Origin of the sequence: Pseudomonas sp. SLFW (genome assembly GCF_009905615.1) — a bacterium.
GTDB classification, from domain to species: Bacteria; Pseudomonadota; Gammaproteobacteria; order Pseudomonadales; family Pseudomonadaceae; genus Aquipseudomonas; species Aquipseudomonas bambusae.
Map to the genome: position 1 here is coordinate 377,384 of NZ_JAAAKW010000006.1, position 17,181 is coordinate 394,564.

Annotated in this window: 11 protein-coding genes; 9 read left to right on the forward strand and 2 right to left on the reverse strand. The window is 59.8% G+C overall.

Annotated features, from left to right (window positions below; translation table 11 throughout):
* The first annotated feature begins 42 nt into the window (after positions 1–42).
* From GVN17_RS14060 to cysC, 8 genes are all read left to right on the forward strand, one after another.
* Positions 43–1,986, forward strand: coding sequence for a type VI secretion system Vgr family protein (locus GVN17_RS14060; RefSeq protein ID WP_166595861.1), 1,944 nt, complete (start codon positions 43–45; stop codon positions 1,984–1,986).
* Positions 1,987–2,011: 25 nt separating this feature from the next.
* A complete protein-coding gene (locus tag GVN17_RS14065; RefSeq protein ID WP_166595862.1) occupies positions 2,012–2,446 on the forward strand; it encodes a DcrB-related protein in 435 nt (144 codons plus the stop codon).
* 24 nt (positions 2,447–2,470) lie between these two features.
* On the forward strand, positions 2,471–6,829 hold the full coding sequence (locus GVN17_RS14070) for an RHS repeat-associated core domain-containing protein (protein ID WP_166595863.1): 4,359 nt from the start codon (positions 2,471–2,473) through the stop codon (positions 6,827–6,829).
* Between the two features lie 9 nt (positions 6,830–6,838).
* Positions 6,839–7,126, forward strand: a complete 288-nt coding sequence (locus GVN17_RS14075; protein WP_166595864.1) for a hypothetical protein — start codon at positions 6,839–6,841, stop codon at positions 7,124–7,126.
* A 45-nt stretch (positions 7,127–7,171) separates the two neighbouring features.
* Positions 7,172–11,551 (forward strand): RHS repeat-associated core domain-containing protein, encoded by a 4,380-nt coding sequence (locus tag GVN17_RS14080; RefSeq protein WP_166595865.1) that lies wholly within the window; start codon positions 7,172–7,174, stop codon positions 11,549–11,551.
* Positions 11,538–11,768 (forward strand): hypothetical protein, encoded by a 231-nt coding sequence (locus tag GVN17_RS14085; RefSeq protein WP_166595866.1) that lies wholly within the window; start codon positions 11,538–11,540, stop codon positions 11,766–11,768. The genes GVN17_RS14080 and GVN17_RS14085 overlap by 14 nt, the downstream gene beginning before the upstream one ends.
* Positions 11,769–12,033: 265 nt before the next feature.
* Positions 12,034–12,729, forward strand: a complete 696-nt coding sequence (locus GVN17_RS14090) for a sulfotransferase family 2 domain-containing protein (RefSeq protein WP_166595867.1) — start codon at positions 12,034–12,036, stop codon at positions 12,727–12,729.
* Complete coding sequence (gene cysC, locus GVN17_RS14095; RefSeq protein WP_256665225.1) at positions 12,722–13,375, forward strand: adenylyl-sulfate kinase; 654 nt, start codon at positions 12,722–12,724, stop codon at positions 13,373–13,375. The genes GVN17_RS14090 and cysC overlap by 8 nt, the downstream gene beginning before the upstream one ends.
* Positions 13,376–13,584: 209 nt before the next feature.
* Here the strand turns inward: cysC and GVN17_RS14100 are convergent, their stop codons facing one another.
* Positions 13,585–15,072 carry a YdgA family protein gene (locus GVN17_RS14100; RefSeq protein WP_166595869.1) on the reverse strand — a complete coding sequence of 496 codons (1,488 nt, stop codon included), beginning with the start codon at positions 15,070–15,072 and terminating at the stop codon, positions 13,585–13,587.
* 216 nt (positions 15,073–15,288) lie between these two features.
* Here GVN17_RS14100 and GVN17_RS14105 point away from each other — a divergent pair, with 216 nt between their 5' ends.
* Positions 15,289–15,981, forward strand: a complete 693-nt coding sequence (locus tag GVN17_RS14105; RefSeq protein ID WP_166595870.1) for an HAD-IA family hydrolase — start codon at positions 15,289–15,291, stop codon at positions 15,979–15,981.
* Between the two features lie 39 nt (positions 15,982–16,020).
* Here the strand turns inward: GVN17_RS14105 and GVN17_RS14110 are convergent, their stop codons facing one another.
* Positions 16,021–16,986, reverse strand: coding sequence for a LysR family transcriptional regulator (locus GVN17_RS14110; RefSeq protein ID WP_166595871.1), 966 nt, complete (start codon positions 16,984–16,986; stop codon positions 16,021–16,023).
* Between the last annotated feature and the right edge of the window lie 195 nt (positions 16,987–17,181).

Sequence of the window (17,181 nt, forward strand, 5' to 3'; positions counted from 1 at the left end):
CATTCGCGAAAAAACGCCGCTCCCGAACTTATGAGATAACCCATGCTATTCACGCAACTCACCCGCTTGGCGCAAGTCAGCAGCCCGCTCGGCCCGAATGTTCTGCTGCTCAAAAGCCTGGCCGGCACGGACGAATTGGGTCGGCTGTTCACCTACGAGCTTCAACTGACCTCCCACGACGACGCCATCGACCTCAACCAACTGCTCGGCAAGCCCATGAGCGTGTCGGTGCAGTTGGACGGTGGCGGCAGCCGTCACTTTCACGGGCTGGTCGCGCGGTGCGGTCAGGGCGTGGACACGGGCCAGTTCGCCAGCTATCAAGTCACCTTGCGCCCTTGGCTGTGGATGCTGACCCGCACGTCCGACTGCAAGATTTTTCAGCACCTGACGATCCCGCAGATCATCAAGCAGGTGTTTCGCGACCTCGGCTTTTCAGATTTCGAAGACGCTCTCAGCCGCCCGTATCGGGAGTGGGAATACTGCGTTCAGTACCGGGAAACCAGCTTCGATTTCGTCAGCCGCTTGATGGAACAGGAAGGAATTTATTACTTCTTCCGCCAGGAAAAGGACCGTCACGTGCTGGTCCTGGCCGATGCCTACGGCGCTCATGCACCTGCGCCCGGTTACGAATCCGTGCCGTTTTATCACCCCGACGGCCAGCATCGGGAACGGGATCACATCAGCGGCTGGAAACTCGCGCAGGAAGTCCAGCCCGGTTCTCTTGAACTCAACGACTACGATTTCCAACGCCCCAGCGCGCGCATCGACGTGCGTTCCGCCATGCCCCGTCCACACAGCGCGGGCGACTATCCGCTGTTCGACTACCCCGGCACCTACGTGCAGAGTGAGGACGGCGAACACTACGCGCGCACCCGCATCGAAGCGATTCAGAGCCTGCACGAACGGGTCGAGCTGAACAGCAACGCACGCGGTCTTGGCGCCGGCCATGTGTTCAGCCTCAGCGGTTTCAGCCGTCAGGATCAGAACCGGGAATACCTGATTGTCCGCGCTGAATACACGGTCACCCAGGAGAGCCTGGAAACCGGTCAGGGCAATGGCGGACTGCAATTCGAAAGCGACCTCACCTGCATCGACGCGCACCAGAGTTTCCGTCCTCTGCCCGCCACTCCACGGCCCATCGTCAAAGGCCCGCAGACCGCCCTCGTCGTCGGCCCCGAGAAAGAAGAAATTTTCACCGACTCCTTTGGCCGCGTGAAAGTGCACTTCTATTGGGACCGTCACGATCAGTCCAACGAAAACAGCTCCTGCTGGATTCGGGTGTCCCAAGCCTGGGCCGGTAAAAACTGGGGGTCGATGCAAATTCCGCGCATCGGCCAGGAAGTCATTGTCAGTTTTCTGGAAGGCGACCCCGACCGTCCGATCATCACCGGCCGCGTCTACAACGCCGAACAGACCGTGCCCTACGACCTCCCCGCCAACGCCACGCAAAGCGGCACCAAAAGCCGTTCGAGCAAAGGCGGCACGCCCGCGAACTTCAACGAAATCCGCATGGAAGACAAAAAGGGCGAGGAGCAGCTGTACATCCATGCCGAGCGTAATCAGGACATCGTGGTCGAGGTCGATGAGAGCCATTCGGTAGGACATGACCGGCATAAAAGCATTGGTAATGACGAGCAGGTGACGATTGGTCGAAACCGGGTTCGCGCCGTCAAACAGGACGATGTGTTGCTGGTGGGGTCGAGCAAAACCGACAGCATCAGCCGCAGCTATCTGATCGAGGTCGGTGACAACCTGCGTCTGGTGTGTGGCAAGAGCGTGCTGGAGCTCAACGCCAGCGGCCAGATCAACCTGACGGGCGTGCAGTTCAATTTCAATACTGAAGGCAGCGCCGAGATCAACACCGGCGGCAAGCTGCACTTGAACATCGGCGGTGGCCCGGGCGCAACGCCCGATGGCCAGGGCGACAAGGGCAGCATCGATGCCGCCGTCAAAGGGATGTTTCCCGAACCCAAATCCAGCCAGTGACCCTATTTAAAGAGAAGCCGTTGTCATGACTTACCGCATCAATGAATTCCAGTTCGCGCTGCCTGATGCCGAGCTGCAAGACAGCTCCATCAACATTCTCAAGTTTCCGGCGCTTGAGACCAGCCTGATTATCAGCCGCAGCTTTCTGGCCGATGACGAAACATTGCACAGCAATTTCGATGCACAGCTCAAGCGCCTGGAGCAGCAGGTCAGCGGCCTGCGTTATCAGCCCCCGCAGGCCGTCCGCGTGGGTCCGGCGCACGAAATCGAGGCCTTGGAGTTGCGCAGCCAATTCAGCAAGGCCGCCGACAACGTGTATCAATACCAACTGGCGCTGGTGCTGCCCGGCACCCGCAAAATGCTCGCGCTGAGTTACGTCAAGGCTCAGCCGCTGGGCGAAGCCGAGGCTGAACACTGGACGCGCATAAAACTGTCCCTGACGTTCGACGGCATTCAGTGAGGTCGCCGCGAATGAGGGACACGGATGTCTGACGCGTTATGGGCCGCCAGGGTAGGCGACGCGCTGTCACATACCTCGATGATGGCGGACATTCTCGGCGGCGTACTCGAAGTGGCCGCCAACGTAGCGATAGGCGCATTGGCCACGGCTGCGGTGGTGGCGGCGACAGGCCTCACCGTCGCCACGGGTGGTCTCGGTGCCTGCGTGCTGGGGGCGGTGGTCGGCGTGGTGGTGGGCGTGGTCATGAGCAAGACCGGCGCCGACAAGGGGCTGAGCTCGTTATGCGAAGACATCGGCAACGGGCTGTTCCCGCCCACGGTGCAGGCCACGATTTCGACAGGCTCTACCGACACGTTCATCAATGGCATCCCGGCAGCGCGAGCGGCAGGCTCGGTGCCGTCAATGCTCGCCCCCACCGGCTCGGCCGAGGCAATTCCCGAGGAGGCTCAAGGTGAAGAGCCGGGCTTTCTCGACATGGCCAAAGGGTTCTTCTCGCAAATGTGGCGTCCCACGGTGGCCGTCCCCGCGCCGGGTGTCGTTCCCAAGCCGCTGGACCTGGTGCTTTGCACTCGGCATCCGCCAATGCCACCGCAGTTTCTTGCCGAAGGCTCGGACAAGGTCACCATCAACGGCCAGCCCGCCGTTCGAAGTGGGGATCGCAGCACCTGTGATGCCACGGTCGTGTCCTCGGGACTGATCTCGCCCAACGTGCGCATCGGCGGCGGCAAAGTCGTGGTCCGCGAGATTCGCAGCGGCAAAACGCCGGGCATCGGTTTGGCGATTACCGCGTTAATGATGCTCAAAGGCAGCAAAGGCAAATTTCTCAGCAATTTGCCGTGCATGCTGATGAGTGGGGTGAATTCTTTTGTCGTGAGTTCTGCGATGGGCGCGTTGACCCACGCTATCGCCGGCTCGCCGAATCCTGTCCATGCGGCGACAGGGGCGAAAGTCTTGGGAGGCGCCGAAGAGCTGGATTTCGCCTTGCCCGGCATCCTTCCGCTGGCATGGCAACGCTTCTACAGCAGCCGGGACGAGCGGCGTGACAGCCTGTTCGGTGCGGGTTGGAGTGTCGCCCATGAAATCAGCGTGCAGGTCGAACCGCATCCCGACGGCGGCGAACGGCTGGTTTACATCGATGAACAGGCGCGGCGGATTGATGTGGGATCGATTCCGCTGGGCGGCGCCACGTTCAGCGCAGGCGAAGGTTTGGCCGTGCGGCGTCATGGCAACGGCCAGTTACTGATCGAAAGCGAAGACGGTCTTTATCGTCTGTTCGAGCCTACGTCGGCCGACCCAGCCCGCCTGCGTCTCACGCAATGGGGCGACCGGAATGACAACCGCCTTTATCTGGATTACGACGCTGACGGGCGGCTGATCCAGCTGCGCGACACCTTCGATGTTGTACGGGTGACGTTGGTCTATTCGGCGCAATGGCCGGGGCGCGTCGAACGCATCGACCGGGTATTCGACGATCATTCCGTGGAAACGCTGGCCACCTACGGTTTTGACGCGCGCGGCGATCTGTCCGAAGTCCGTGATGCATTAGGCCATGTGCAGCGCCGCTTCACCTACGACAGCGCTCAACGCATGGTCGAGCATCAATTGCCCACAGGGCTGCGCTGTTTTTATGACTGGGCGTTGATCAATGATCGTGAGTGGCGCGTCGTGCGTCACTGGACCGATGAAGGCGACGAGTACCGCTTCGACTATGACCTGAGTGCAGGCGTGACGCGGATCACCGATGGCCTGAACCGAGCGAGCTTTCGTCGTTGGAACGCGCAGCACCAGATCACCGAGTACACCAATAATCTGGGCGATACCTGGCAATTTTCGTGGAACGATGAGCGTCAGTTGCTGGGGGCCATCGATCCCCAAGGCGGACAGTGGCAGTACGCCTATGACGAGGCAGGCAATCTCTGTTCAAGCCAGGACCCGTTGGGGCGCATCACCTCAACACTCTGGCTGGAGCACTGGTCGCTGCCGTTGACCGAAACCGACGCGGCGGGCCATAGCTGGCAATACCGTTACGATGCACGCGGCAACTGCACCCACGAGACCGACCCGCTCGGTCATCCCACCCAGTACCGCCACGACGAGCGCGGACAGGTCCGGGAAATCGTCGATGCCACAGGCAAGATCAAACGGCTGCATTGGAACGAACACGGGCAGTTGACCGAACACATCGACTGCTCCGGATACCGCACAGCGTTCGGCTATGACCGACGCGGCCACCTGCACTTCATCGCCGATGCGCTGGGTGAGCGCACGGTGTATCAGCACGACGTTCAAGGACGGCTGCTGCAGCGCCAGCTGCCCGAAGGGCGCGTCGAGCATTACATGCGAGACAGCAGCGGACGACTGACCGGCTACACCGATCCCGCCGGCCATACCACCCGTTATCAATACGACCGCCGTGGCCGGGCGCGGCAACGCCTTGACGCTCATCAGCGTCAGGTGCAGTTTCATTACGATGGCTATGGTCGGCTGGACGCGCTGACCAACGAGAATGGCGAGCGCTATCGATTTGCGTGGGATGCAGGGGATCGGCTTGTCGCACAGCAGGATCTGGATGGCAGTCAAAAGCGCTACACCTACGACGCGCTGAACAATCCGGTTCGAATCGAGCAACATCCCTCACTGGATGCGGGCATTCCCGCTTCTAACGCGATGAGCCATCTGCTGGAACGCGATGCGGCGGGACGGTTGACTGCCAAGACGACCGCCGATGGTCGAACGGATTACCACTACGACGCGCGGGATCAACTCACCGAGATCACTTTCACCAATCCGGACGGCGCGCAGCAAAGGGTGGGCTTCACTTACGACGCCGTTGGCCAATTGCTGACTGAAAACTCTGCCTCCGGGGCGCTTGAGCATCATTACGACGAACTGGGCAATCTCACTCAGACCCTGCTTCCGGATGGCCGCTGGCTCAATCGTCTGCATTACGGCAGCGGCCATCTGCACCAGATCAATCTGGACGGCGAAGTCATCTGCGACTTTGAACGTGACCGGTTGCATCGCGAGGTGCTGCGCACTCAAGGCCAAATCAACACCCGCATCCAGTACGACCGCAGCGGCCGGTTGCGCACGCGCCAGCAACGCCTCGCCGGTCAGCCGGTTCAATTGCCCGCTGAGAGCGCAAAAGACTATGAATACGATCCTGCAGACAATCTGATCAGCCGCCTGCAGCGGAATCGTCAGAGCGATCAGCGCACACTGCTGCACTACGATGCCACGGCGCGAATTCTCGCTACCCAGGAAAGCGCTCACGGTCGCGATGAAATCTTCGCCTACGACGCAGCGGCCAACCTGCTGGACGGTCCCTCTCCCAACGCTGGATGGGTCCGCCATAACAAGCTGCTGACCTGGCAGGACAAACGCTATCGCTACGACGGCTTCGGCCGAATGATCGAAAAACACAGCGTGCGACTGGGCACTCAGCGCTTCGTTTACGACGCCGAGAGCCGTTTGATCGAAGTTCACAACCCGAATGGCCATGTGGTGCGCATGACCTACGACCCGCTGGGTCGACGCGTCGGCAAAAGCGAACACAACGCGAAGGGTTTGCTGATCGGCGAAACCCGCTTCACCTGGGACGGCCTGCGTCTGCTACAGGAGCACCGTCACGCCCAGACCAGCCTTTATGTCTACGCGGACGAGGGCCACGAGCCTGTCGCGCGGGTCGACGGCAGCGGCGACTTTCAGAAAATCCGCTATTACCACAACGACCTCAACGGCCTACCCGAACAACTGACCGAGACCGACGGCCACATCGTCTGGCAGGCGCGTTACCAGGTCTGGGGCAACACCGCCGAAGAGGTCCGCGAGCCCTATTTCATTGAAGAGCAGAACCTGCGTTTTCAAGGCCAATACCTTGATCGCGAGACGGGACTGCACTACAACACCTTCAGGTTCTACGACCCGGACGTGGGCCGGTTTACCACGCCAGACCCGATTGGGCTGGCGGGTGGGATCAATCTGTATGCGTATGCGCCGAATCCGATTGAATGGATCGACCCACTTGGTTTAGCCGCTTGCGGGAGGAAAGTCGAAGCGCTGCGTAATGGGCCACAAAAAACAGTCGTAAGTGTGAAATCCAAAACCGAGGCTCACGAGCTGGTCACGGAAGCGTTCCCCGGCGCGCAAAAAGTTCGTGGCATTGGCCCGCAGGATGCGACGGGAATAAGAAAGAAACACAAAATGGAACAGTTCAAAAAGAAAGACGGGACGGTTCGTTATCGAAAAGACTATCCCATTGACAAAGCGACCGGACGGGTGTTCGGACACGATGATCCAAAAGGGACAGGACACGGAGAGCTCCCGCACATCAACATCAAACGCGCGGATGGCACGATGGTACGCATCGATGTCACTGGCTGAGAATATCGTATGGACCACTTGATCAAAGCTCTCGACTCGGGAAAGAGGCGTGGATATGACGAAGTCCGCCCGCTCGACTCAATTCAATATCTATTTCAGTACGCCATAAAGAAAGAGAAGGAGAACTACGTCACCTATTTCTTGAAAATAGAGGAGTCCAAATATGACGTATTTGAAGACTATGCCGATGAAACAATCCTCACATTTTCAACCTTGAAAGACGCCCTGCAGTATTTGGAAGGTAAGGGAGCGGACATCAACAAATTAAGTCCCATCAAAGGAACATTACCGTTCTAACGATGGGGCTCATCTGAACTCAAGGCACGGATCTGATGCAGTCAAATGTCTGACCCCCTCTACGCAGCCCGCCTCGGCGACGCCCTTTCCCACACCTCGATGATGGCGGACATCCTCGGGGGTGTGCTTGAAGTTGCGGCCAACGTTGCAATCACTGCCCTCGCCACTGCGGCGGTCGTGGCCGCGACGGGCATCACCGTGGCCACCGGCGGGCTCGGTGCTTGCGTGCTGGGGGTCGTGGTCGGCGTGGTGGTCGGCGTGGCGATGAGCAAGACCGGGGCGGACAAAGGGCTAAGCGAGTTATGCGAGGACATCGGCAATGGCCTGTTCCCGCCGACGGTACAGGCCAACATCCTCACCGGATCGACCGACACCTTCATCAACGGGATTCCCGCCGCGCGCGCCGCGGGTGCTGTGCCGCCCGACCTTGAAGCCAGCGGTACGCCCGAGACTGCGGAGCCCGCTGCCGAACCCACCTATCTGGACATGGCCAAGGGGTTCTTCGCCCAAATGTGGCGCCCCACAGTGGCCGTTCCCGCGCCGGGCGTCGTGCCCAAACCGCTGGACTTGGTGCTTTGCACACGGCACCCGCCCATGCCGCCGCAGTTTCTTGCCGAAGGGTCGGACAAGGTCACCATCAACGGGCAACCCGCCGTTCGCAGTGGCGACCGCAGCACGTGTGATGCCACTGTCGTTTCGTCCGGATTGATCTCACCCAACGTGCGCATTGGCGGCGGCAAGGTGGTGGTGCGGGAAATTCGCAGCGGCAAGACGCCGGGTATTGGCTTGGCGATCGCGGCGTTGATGATGCTCAAGGGCGGCAAGGGCAAATTTGTCAGCAATCTGCCGTGCATGCTGCTGGCCGGTGCGACATCGTTTGTCACCAGCATGGCCGTCAGCGCCCTGACTCGCGCCAGCAGCGGCGCGCCAAACCCGGTTCACGCCGCCACCGGCGCCAAGGTGCTGGGCGGCGAAGACGAGCTGGACGCCGTCCTGCCTGCCTTGCTGCCCATCCACTGGCAACGCGTTTACAACAGCCGAGACGAACGAATCGACGGGCTGTTCGGCATGGGCTGGAACGTTCGCTTTGAGGTTAGCGTCGAGCTTGAGCCTCATCCCGATGGCGGGCAGTGCCTGATTTACACCGACGAGCAAGGCCGACTCATCGACATGGGCTTGATCCCGTTGGGTGGCGCGGTATTCAGCGCCGGTGAAGGGTTAAGCGTGAGGCGCCACGGCAACGGCCAGCTGTTGATCGAAAGCGAGGACGGCCTGTACCGACTGTTTGAACCGACGCCCTCGACCCCGGCCCGTCTTCGATTGACGCAACTGGGCGACCGCAACCACAACCGCATTTACCTCGACTATGACGACGCGGGACGCCTGACCCAACTGCGCGACACGTTCGAGCAGCCTCGTCTGGTGCTGGGTTATTCAGCGACTCACCCTCGCCGCGTCGCGCGTATTGAGCGGGTGATCCCCCACGAAGCGCGGGAACTGCTGGCGTCCTACGACTACGACGCACGCGGTCAACTGATCGAGGTTCGCAATGCGTCGGGCATCGTGCAACGCCGTTTCGCCTACGACGAGGGCTTGCGCATGTGCGAGCACCAACTCCCGGCCGGTCTGCGCTGTTTCTACCAGTGGGCATGCGTAGACGGCGAATGGCGCGTGGCGCATCACTGGACGGATCAGGGCGATGAGTACCGCTTCGATTACGACGTGGCAGCGGGCGTCACGCGCATCACCGACAACCTGAACCGGGTCAGCACGCGCTGCTGGAACGCGCAGCATCAAATCACTGAATACCGCGACAACCTGGGCCACCTCTGGCGCTTCGAGTGGAACGACGAACGCCAGTTGTTGAGCGCCACTGATCCGCAGAACGGCCGGTGGGAGTACGGCTATGACGAGGCGGGAAATCTGTGCTCTACCCTCGATCCGCTAGGGCGCAGGGAATCGACGGTGTGGCTGGAACACTGGGCGTTGCCGCTGGCCGAAACCGACAGCGCGGGCAGCACATGGCGTTACCGCTACGATCAGCGCGGCAACCGGACAGAGGAAGTCGACCCTTCGGGGCACGCGACCCGTTATCGACACGACGCGCTCGGAAGGGTGGTCGAGATCATCGATGCCAGCGGCAGGAGCAAGACGCTGCGCTGGAACGACTTCGGGCAATTGCTCGAACTCATCGACTGCTCCGGCTACCCGACCCGCTATCAGTACGACGCACGTGGACAGTTGATCAGCATCACCGACGCCCTCGGCGAGCGAACGCAACTGACCTACGACGCTCAGGGGCATCTGAACCACTGCACACTCGCGGACGGCCGCACTCAGCAATACCAACGCAGTGCCAGCGGCCAGCTCATCGGCTATCTCGACCCGGCTGGGCATCTGAGCCAGTACCACTACGACAGGCGCGGCACCATTCGCCAACGTGTCGACGCACAAGGGCGACGGCTCGACTTTGAGCATGACGCGTTTGGTCGGCTGAACGTTCTGACCAACGAAAACGGCGAACATTATCGCTTCACCTGGGACGCCAATGACCGTCTGACCGAGCAGCTCGATCTGGACGGCAGCGCCCGTCGCTACCGCTACGACGCATTGGGTAACGTCACGCAGGTCGCCTATTGGCCCGCTCCGTTTGGGGAGGGCCTGGCAGCGGTGCCCGACACTCCGCCTGCGCCCATCGTGCACGAGCTTGAGCGGGATTCGGTGGGGCGGCTGATCGCGAAAGTGACTGATGACGGTCGCACCGAATACCAGTACAACGCGCGCGACCAGATGTGTTCGGCCAGCTTCACGGACACTGATGGCGTGCGACAGTCCCTCAACTTTGCCTACAACGCTTCAGGACAGCTGCTGCAAGAGCAGAATGACGCGGGCTCTCTGACCCACGTTTACGACGAGCTGGGAAACCTGGCGCAAACGCAATTGCCCGATGGCCGCTGGTTGAATCGCCTGCACTACGGCAGCGGCCACCTGCACCAGATCAACCTGGACGGCGTCGTCATCAGCGACTTCGAGCGCGACCGCTTGCATCGCGAAGTGCTGCGCACCCAAGGCCAAAGCACGATGTATCAACGCTACGACCGCACCGGGCGTCTGCACACACGCCTGCGTCGGCGCAGCGATCAGCCCGCTCAATTGCCCGCGCCCGACCAGCAGCATTTCGAATATGACCCCGGCAACAACCTGGTGGGCGAGACCGAACGGCAAGCCGGTCAGGATCATCGCCAGTTGCTGCATTACGACGCTACAGGCCGCATTCTGGCCAGTCAGGGCGCCGTTCAAGGCCAGCATGAAATCTTCGCGTATGACCCGGCCGCCAACCTGCTCGATGCCACGCAATCGGGCAGTCGCCACGTGCTGCACAACAAACTGCTCACCTATCAGGACAAGCGTTATCGCTACGACGCCTTTGGCCGAATGGTCGAAAAACGCAGCGGCTCAGCGCGGGTGCAGCGTTTCAGCTACGACGCCGAGCATCGATTGACAGAGGTCCGCACGCGCGACGGTGTGCGTGAAACGATCGTGCACATGCAGTACGACCCATTGGGGCGGCGCATCGCCAAGGTCGAGCGAAACGCCCAAGGCACCCTGCTGGGAGAAACGCGGTTTGTCTGGGACGGCTTGCGCCTGCTGCAAGAACACAAGCACGGGCTGAGCAGCCTGTATGTCTACGCTGACAACGGCCAAGAGCCGTTGGCGCGCGTGGACGGGACAGGCGCTCCACAACGCATTCGTTACTACCAGAACGATCTCAACGGTTCGCCGCAACAGCTTCTGGAGCCGGATGGCACGACCCTCTGGCGCGCCCGCTATCGAACCTGGGGCAACACCGTTGAAGAGGTCCGTGAGGCGCATTTTCTGGAAGAGCAGAATCTGCGGTTTCAGGGGCAATATCTGGATCGTGAAACGGGCCTGCACTACAACACCTTTCGGTTTTATGACCCAGACATCGGGCGCTTCACGACCAAGGACCCGATTGGCCTCCAGGGTGGTTTCAACCTCTATGCCTATGCCCCGAACCCCATCACGTACATTGACCCGCTGGGCCTTAGCACTGCGCTCGTCCCCTACTGGCCGCCAAACCGGGGCGCTCTGGGCCCTATCGACAACATCACGCTACAACCGGGCACGATCATCGACCGTTACGGCTATCCGGGCGGGACATTCACGTCGCCGGTGGGCATTCCTTACACCATGCGCGCACTGCCGCCGGGCACGAACCTCAAGCCCTACACGGTTTATGAGGTCATGAAGCCGATTCCTAACGTATCCTCCAGCAAGATCGCGCCGTGGTTCGGCGAGTTGGGTTACGGACAGCAATTCGAGCTTGAGAAATCAGTCCAGTCGTACCTCGACTCCGGACATTTGAGAGAAGTCAAAAAAGGAGGCAAATGTGGATCGCCTTGAGTTGGGCCAACAGCTGAAAGCCCTGAACGCCCCCGCCGACAGTTACGCCATCAGCGACGTCCGCGATGAAGCGCTGTGTCTGATCGAAGAGGGAGGGGTATGGAAGATTTTCTACAGCGAACGGGGCCTCCGGACTGAGGAGCAGTCGTTCGACCGGGAGGACGTCGCGTGCGAGGCATTTCTGCAACGCTTGAAGCGGATGCTGGGGATGGGCTGAATCGTGAGGGTTGGATCAAGATCAGCGTGCGCAGTCTGCCCTTGATTCCCCTGTTTCAAAACCGTACTAAACACCCTGTTTAAAATCGCGTAGTTACAGCAGTTCTTTCATTTTTTATTTCGGCAATGTATCCACTTATAGAGCAATGGATACATTGATTCGACGACGCTCGCGTCTGCGTAAATTATTTGCAAAGTTTACCCTGTCCGTTTCTAACTGCCTGTAGTCTGAACATTGCTTCATCCCCAGCTACAGGTCACTCCCTATGAATCATTTACTGTGGAAGTTATTTCCAAAGACCCAGCGTGAGTTTTTGTTAGAGCGGCTCTCCGTCGTGGACCGTCAGGTGGTGAACAAGACGCTGTCGCGAAAGGCCCGGTTTCCCGAGGCCTTCGACCATTTTGAGTGCATTTTCATTCACGTGCCCAAGTGCGCGGGCAGCAGCGTGGCGATGTCGATCTTTGGCGATACGCCGACCGGTCATTTGCCGTTGTATTGGTACGAGAAGCAATTCAAAGAGCGTTATGAGCAGTATTTCAAGTTTGGCTTTGTACGTGATCCATTACATAGAGCATTGTCGGCTTATCGTTATTTATTGCAAAACCCGCAGCCGCGAGACAGGGCGGCTTTCGAACTGGTCAGCCGTTATTCTCGGTTCGATACGTTCGTCGATGGCTGGTTGCACGCAGAGAATGTGTCGAAGCAAATACACTTCGCGCCTCAATATCATTTTCTGCAAAACGGCATGGGGCAGATTGCGGTGGATTTCATCGGGCGGCAGGAGCATCTGGAGTCAGACTTCACAGCACTGTGCGAACACCTCGGGATCAGCGTCCCGTTGCGCCATCTCAATCGCTCGCCTGGTGCCCACTATCGAACGAACGGTTTGTGTTCCGATGCCTCGCGCAAGCGTATCCGAGAGGTGTACGCCCGCGACTATGAGCTGTTTTCCTATGACTGACGTCCGTTACGAATCCCGCCCGCTGATCATCGATGCACCGCTCGCGGTCAGACAACAGGAGCGTGAGTCGCTCAAGCAGCAACGTGCCTGTTGCATCTGGTTTACCGGGCTGTCGGGCGCGGGGAAGACCACGCTGGGCAATCATTTGGATCAGACGCTGGTGGCGCACGGGCTGCACAGCTACCTGCTCGACGGCGACCGGTTGCGCAAGGGGCTGTGCCAGGACCTTGGCATGAGCGAAGAGGGTCGGAGAGAAAATGTCCGTCGCATTGGTGAGGTCGCCAAGTTGATGGTGGACGCGGGCTTGATCGTGATCGTGTCGGCGATCTCGCCATATCGCGAAGACCGCGATGCCTGCCGACGTCATTTTGCCGAAGGGCAATTCATTGAGGTGCATGTCAGTACGTCGTTGCGCGAGTGCATGCGACGGGATGCCAAGGGGCTGTATCGGGCAGTGCGCGAGGGAAAGATCCGCAATTTCACCGGGATCGACAGCCTGTACGAACCGCCGATTGAACCAGAGTATGTGGTGGACACCCGCATGGATTCTGGCGCCCTGTTCATTGATCAGTTGCTGTCGCAGTTGCTGGAGACGCGACCGAGGGGCGGTGCTTACCCAGCATTTACAAGTTCGCGTGCGCTGTAGCGTCAGTTATCCGCTGGACGACTGGACTATCGCTTCGCTGCCGTCGTACCTCCGGCGTCTTCCACAGGATTTGATGCACGCCGAAGCGTTGCGACTGACATCAAATCCGGGATGCGGGTCGACCCCAGAAAAGGCGGCCGACGCTTAACCTGTGGGAGCTGCCGGAGCTGTGCGACGGCCGCGAAAGCGGCCTGTCAGGCAACGAGAAATCAATACCCGCGATTGAACATCACCACCTTGCCCATCATCGCGGCGGCGAATTGTTGAGCGGTCATTTTTTCGCCATTGAAGTCTACGACGTCGTCGGCGTAGTGCAGGTTGGACACGATGTTGTCGCCCTCGACCTTGCCCACTTGCAGCATGATCGCCATGCCGCCCACCGTTTCAGCGGCGCCCTGCGCCTGTTGCGCGATGGCGGCCGGGTCAGTCAGGCCGGCCGACTGCGCTTGCAGCGAAGCGAGGTCACGGATCATCGGTTTGGACAGCACCAGCTTGGCGTCGGCCTGGGTCAGCAGTTGTTTGAGCAACGCAGCGCCTGGCTGGTCGAAGGACGTCGGGTTCCCCAAGTCCATCGTCAGGCTGAAATGGCTCTCGCCATTGGCCGTCTTCAACGACAGTTTTTCCAGCTCGATGTGTGGTTTGGCGGCCAGCATTTTGCCGACTTCCGCTTGCACCAGCGCTTGGTCTGCCGCGCTCAACTGTGGCGTGTAGGACTCGCCCATCGCCGCTGCCGCCTGGGCTTGCGGCTGGATTTTGTCCTTGTAGATCTGCAGCAGGTTCTTGGTGGAGGCGATGTCGAAGTTGGCAAACTTCCACAGCATCTGCGACGAGCCGATGGTTTTGCCCGCGACGCTGATGTTGCCGATGTCGTAGCTCACTTGCGCGTTCAGGCTGCCTTCCACTTCCTGCAACAGGCTAGTGTTGACGAAATCCTTGAACTGGATCGGCGGCTGGCCAGCGGCCTGGAACGTGGCCGAGGACACCTTCGCGTCGCTGTGACCCAAGTAGAAGCCGGACTTGCCTTTGGTGCCGCCCGTGTTGAAGGTCACGTCGTTGAGGGTCAAGTGCACCGGGCCCTCTTCGGAGGTCGCGGTCACGTCCAGGCTACCCAGCACGCCGTTGGCTTCGAGCTTTTCGCCGTCGGCGGTGCCCGACGCGTTCAGGGTGAAACCGGAGAATTTGAACGAGCCGTTCTGATCGTCGAACTGGAACGGCAGGAAGTCGATCCGGCCCTGCCCGGCGCGGTCGTAACCCATGCTGAAATGGGCGGTCAGCGGCGGTTGGCCGTTGGTCATGGCGAACCATTTCTCGGAGAAGACGTTCTTTTCCAGTTCAGTGTTGCTGGCGGCCATGACCGGCATCAGGTTCAACGACTTCACGCGGCTCCACGGAAACGGCCCGTGTTCGATGTTATCCACAAACAGCAACTCGATGGGCGCGCCTTCATTGAGCCTGGGATTCTGGATCGTGAACTTGTAATGGGCGGTGCTGGTGAAAAAATGCCGATCCAGCGACAGCAGCTGCACACTCGCGCTGCCTTCGTGACCCGCAAAGGCGGTCTGGATCTGTTGGTTGCCCTGCTGAACGGCATCGCCGAGCACGCCTTCAAGGCGGGTGCCCGTGTACCAGGCGCCAGCGGTGATGAGAGCGCCTGCGACTATGACCACGCCTACGGCAATGTTGACTGATTTTTTCATGTGTCGACTCGAAGATGTCCGTTCTTGAAGAGAGGTGATGTCGTCCCTGACCCCGGAGGGTTCCGGCGCCACAACAGGGGCGCCGAGCAGCACCTTGCGCTGCCCAGAGCCCGTCGAGAGTAGCACCTGACGAGGTCATTTTGCAGCCGTTGCGCCTAGCCACGGCCTTTGCCGAGGCGTTAGGCTGGGCGTCACTCTGCAAACGGGATCGATGAAATGAGCAACGTGCAAACGCCGAAGGGGCCGATCAAGGCCGTGATTTTCGACATGGATGGCCTGTTGCTGGACACCGAGGGCATCTACACCGAAGTCACTGACACCATCGCCAAATGGCATGGCAAGACGTTCGACTGGGCGGTGAAGCAGCACTCCATCGGCCGTGGCTCGCAGGATTTCGCCGAGTATGTGATCAGCGCGCTGCAACTGCCGATGACCGCCGAGGAATTTCTCACGGTTCGTCAGCCAATGCTCGACGAGCGCTTCCCTCACGCAACGCCGATGCCGGGTGCCGAAGCGCTGGTGCGCCATCTCGCCGAGCACAATATTCCGATTGCCGTGGGCACCAGTTCGTCGCTGCACTATTTCAAGGTGAAGACGGATAATCATGGCGCGTGGTTCGAGCTGTTCCGCCACGTGGTGACCGCTGACCATCAGGACGTCAAGGCCGCCAAACCGGCGCCGGATATCTTCCTGACGGCTGCCCGGTTGTTGGGCGTCGATCCGAAAGACTGTCTGGTGTTCGAAGATTCGCCGTTTGGCGTGACCGCTGCCAAGACAGCCGGAATGTACGCAGTGGCTGTCCCGGATTCGCACATGCCAGTGGCGCAATACGCCCATGCGGACCTGATACTGGGGTCGCTAGCAGAGTTTCCGTTGGAAGATTGGGGTTTACCGGGGTATCGCCGTTGAGGCATACGCTTTTGCATCTCGGGTGTGTCAGCCAGCGCCTTAAACCACCTGCTTCAAATCCACCCCCAACGCCTGCGCAAACGCCTTGACCAGCGGGCTTCTCGGGGCGTTTTGGCGGAGGATGAGGTTGAAGGGGGTGCGCAGGTGAATGAGGTCGGGACGCAGTGCGCGGAGCTTGCCGTCGCGGATCAGATTGCGCGCGAAGTGTTCGGGCAGGAAACCGACGAAGCGCCCGGTGAGGATCAGCATCGCGACCGCTTCGACCTGAGAGGCCGACGCCGATTGGCTGTCGTCATTGACGAAACTGGCCTTGTCGCGGTGAATGGCATAGCGGTGGTTCACCACTTGGGAATGACGCAGGCTGTCAATGTCCAGTTCTCGGTCATCGACGTTGAACAGCGGATGCCCGACCGCGCAATACGCGTGGGACAATTCTTCATAGAGCTCAAAATAATCAAACTCTTCACGACGCTGATACACCGGCACGAGGCCGACGCTCAATCGCCCTTCGACCACGCCCCGCTCTATTTCGTCGAGTTGCGAGGCATGGAGGCGCAGTCTTACTTTGGGCGCGTCGTCGTGCATTGTTCGAAGCGCGGCAATTAACGGCGAACTTTGATCGGACATCGTGTTGTCGATAACGCCAATACTCAGGTCGCCGATCAGTTCATTTTGTGCCGAACTAATCCGGTCGCGAAAAGTGTCCACCGAGGCAAATAGTTCGATGGCTGCCTGATAGACCAGCTTGCCCTCTTCGGTCAGATGAAAGCCTTCGCGACCGCGTGTGCAGAGGCGCATGCCGATACGAATTTCGAGGTCGGAAATTTGCTTGCTGATGGCTGCAAGCCCCACGTTCAGCTCGTTTTGCGCGGCACTGAAGCCGCCTGCCTCGACCACAGCCTGAAAAACCCGCAGGAGCTTGAAGTCCATTCCACTGAGCGATAAAGGGGGACGAATCCCCGGTTTCGGCGGCACGTTTCCAGAAGTGGAAAGTGGAGTTTCCATAATGCTTATTTACCTCGCCCGTCATATTCAACAGGCTTTGACCCACAACAAAAACATGCCCGATTGATAATAATGAACACAGAAAATGGCGATTGGCAACCATCTGCACGACGCCCTGATCAGTGACCCGGTCGCTGCAATCAGAGAATAAAACCTGACACTTCGATCAGGACTTTTAACGCGACACTGCCCCTC

Coding starts and splice junctions, on each gene's coding strand:
- GVN17_RS14100 (WP_166595869.1), bottom strand. CDS start 15,072: ATGAAAAAATCAGTCAACATTGCCGTAGGCGTGGTCATAGTCGCAGGC.
- GVN17_RS14075 (WP_166595864.1), top strand. CDS start 6,839: ATGGACCACTTGATCAAAGCTCTCGACTCGGGAAAGAGGCGTGGATAT.
- GVN17_RS14090 (WP_166595867.1), top strand. CDS start 12,034: ATGAATCATTTACTGTGGAAGTTATTTCCAAAGACCCAGCGTGAGTTT.
- cysC (WP_256665225.1), top strand. CDS start 12,722: ATGACTGACGTCCGTTACGAATCCCGCCCGCTGATCATCGATGCACCG.
- GVN17_RS14110 (WP_166595871.1), bottom strand. CDS start 16,986: ATGGAAACTCCACTTTCCACTTCTGGAAACGTGCCGCCGAAACCGGGG.
- GVN17_RS14065 (WP_166595862.1), top strand. CDS start 2,012: ATGACTTACCGCATCAATGAATTCCAGTTCGCGCTGCCTGATGCCGAG.
- GVN17_RS14105 (WP_166595870.1), top strand. CDS start 15,289: ATGAGCAACGTGCAAACGCCGAAGGGGCCGATCAAGGCCGTGATTTTC.
- GVN17_RS14080 (WP_166595865.1), top strand. CDS start 7,172: ATGTCTGACCCCCTCTACGCAGCCCGCCTCGGCGACGCCCTTTCCCAC.
- GVN17_RS14060 (WP_166595861.1), top strand. CDS start 43: ATGCTATTCACGCAACTCACCCGCTTGGCGCAAGTCAGCAGCCCGCTC.
- GVN17_RS14070 (WP_166595863.1), top strand. CDS start 2,471: ATGTCTGACGCGTTATGGGCCGCCAGGGTAGGCGACGCGCTGTCACAT.